Source organism: Streptomyces sp. NPDC059003 (genome assembly GCF_042740445.1).
In the GTDB taxonomy this organism is placed as follows: Bacteria; Actinomycetota; Actinomycetes; order Streptomycetales; family Streptomycetaceae; genus Streptomyces.
Genome location: NZ_JBHYJH010000413.1, coordinates 1 through 2,111, shown reverse-complemented (window position 1 = coordinate 2,111; position 2,111 = coordinate 1). Strand labels below are relative to the sequence as shown.

The following is a 2,111-nucleotide window of genomic DNA, read 5'->3' as shown; positions in this document are numbered from 1 at the left end:
TTGGGTGTGGCTCTCCTGTAGGGACGGATGTCTGCAGGTCGTGACAGGATCGGGATTTGTGAGTGAGCATTCGTTGTCGTCGGCCTGGCTGTCCTCGTGGGCAAGTGCAGTTTCAGGAGTGCTGGGTGAGATGACGGAGGGGTTCGAGCGCAAGCACGGCTTCCCGCCAGGAACCAACCAGATCCGTCTCGCCAGCCACGATGATCAAGGGGCGGTCCGCGCTCTGGGTACCGATGTTCGCGCGCCCCATGACCTGGTCGTCTTCTACGGCAGCATCGGCGAAGTCGTATGGGCGGACGTCGGCAACGGCTACTTCATTCATCCCGCGCGCGATCTCCTTCAGCACCTCGCGGACTACGGGCCCATCTGTGTGGGTGAGAGCCAGGAGCCGTGCGGGTTGGTGATCGGATCCGACGGGGGCGGCCGGTCCTACATCGTCAGCCCTGACGGCTCGGTCCACCGGACACGGACGGCATCGCTGGAAGATCCTGAATCCGACAAAGTAGCGGACGACCTGCGCCACTTCCTGGAGCTGCTGGAGCAGTCCTTGGTCCGGTTCGTCGCCACGGGTGAACCTGGGTATCTCTAACCTCCAGGCAGGCCGATAGCGGTTCAGCAGGATGGTGGGCGCGATGGGCTCGTTGATCGAGGAACTCGAACAGCGGGAATCCGAGGCCCGCGCACGGGTGGAAGAGCTCCGCAAGCAGATAGCCGAGTTGACTGAGCGGCTCGCGTCGGCTGAGCAGAGGTTGTCCCGGCTGGAGATCGCCCGGGAGACGGTCGCTGAGATCCTCGATGAGACCGGCGCGAATCCAGCGGCAGCCGAAGGTGACGGGCAAGCGGAAACAGAAGCGGACGCACCGCCAGCGGCCTCCCGGTTCGGCGAGGGCTCACCGATCGGAGTGCAGACGGTGCCGCCCTGGCGCCCCGGCCTGGATCTGTCGGTGCTGCCGACCTCCTACCAGGACCTGGTCGAGGTGATCGCCGATGCCGGCCATCCGCTGCGGGCGATGCAGGTGGCCGAGGCCGCCGGGCTGAGCGTGGACCGCTCCAAGGTCGAGGGACTGCGGTCGAAACTCAAGCGTCTGGTGGACCGCGGCTGGCTGGCCGAGGACGGGCCGGGCAGGTTCACCCCGCCGCCCCGGGGCGGCGGCGAGGCGTGAAGGGATGGTGACCAAGAAGCTCTTCTCTCTACGGTCGGAAGTGCCAACAACCAGTACCGCCGAGAGAAGAGCCCACGGTGGAACGCTACGACACCCCGCCGACGCCTGACCTGTTTGCGCCCTCGATGAATTTCTACAACGCGCTCGTCGCCGAGCTTCACAACCCGGCCACCGGCCGTCTGCCCCACCACGAGCTGGAAGAACTCCTGGACCGCCGCGGGCGGTTACTGCTGCGCCAGCTCCTGCAGGACCACCTCGACCTGCGCGCCCTGCGCGAGGAAACGGCCGCCCGCACCCGCCCACCGGTAGTGATCGGCCCGGACCGCCTGGTCCGCCCCCGCCTGGAGAAGGGCCATCATCGCCAGCTGGCCACGCTGTTCGGAACCGTGGCCGTGCGCCGGTGCGCTTGGCGGCGGCCCGGAACGACGAACGTCTACCCGGCCGATGTGGCCCTGTCGCTGCCCAGGCGCCGGCACTCGTACTCCCTCGCGCGGCTGGCCGTCCTGGAATCAGTACGGGCCTCCTTCGACACCGCGACCGAGGCGATCTGCCGCCGCTGCGGCCCGGTCATCGGTAAACGACAGGTCGAAGACCTGGTCGTGGACGCCGCGGTGGACATCGACGCCTTTTACCGGGCCCGGATTCCCACCCCGTGCACCGCCGATACCCTGCTGGTGATCTCGGTGGACGGCAAAGGCATCGTGATGCGCCCGGAGGCGTTGCGGCCCGCGACCCAGAAGGCCGCGGCCCGCCCCGGTCTGTTCCGCACCCGGCTCGCCGCCGGGGAGAAACCCGCCCGCAAACGCATGGCCACCCTCGCCGCCGTCTACGATGCCGTACCCGCCCCACGACGCCCGCACGATGTCATCGCCCCGCCCGGCGGCCGACACGGCCAGCGCAGACTGCGGCCCGGACCGCACGCCGTGGCGAAGTGGCTCTACGGGTCGG

General features: G+C 68.4%; 2 protein-coding genes and 1 pseudogene. All 3 read left to right on the top strand.

Features of this window, described 5'->3' with window-relative positions; translation table 11 throughout:
• On the top strand, positions 1-589 hold a 589-nt coding region (locus tag ACFWZ5_RS46200; RefSeq protein WP_384893285.1), incomplete at its 5' end, for a hypothetical protein.
• A 43-nt stretch (positions 590-632) separates the two neighbouring features.
• Positions 633-1,163: a hypothetical protein gene (locus tag ACFWZ5_RS46195; RefSeq protein ID WP_384893282.1), complete on the top strand. Its 531-nt coding sequence runs from the start codon at positions 633-635 to the stop codon at positions 1,161-1,163.
• A 77-nt stretch (positions 1,164-1,240) separates the two neighbouring features.
• A pseudogene (locus ACFWZ5_RS46190) lies at positions 1,241-2,111 on the top strand (ISKra4 family transposase); the annotation flags it as partial.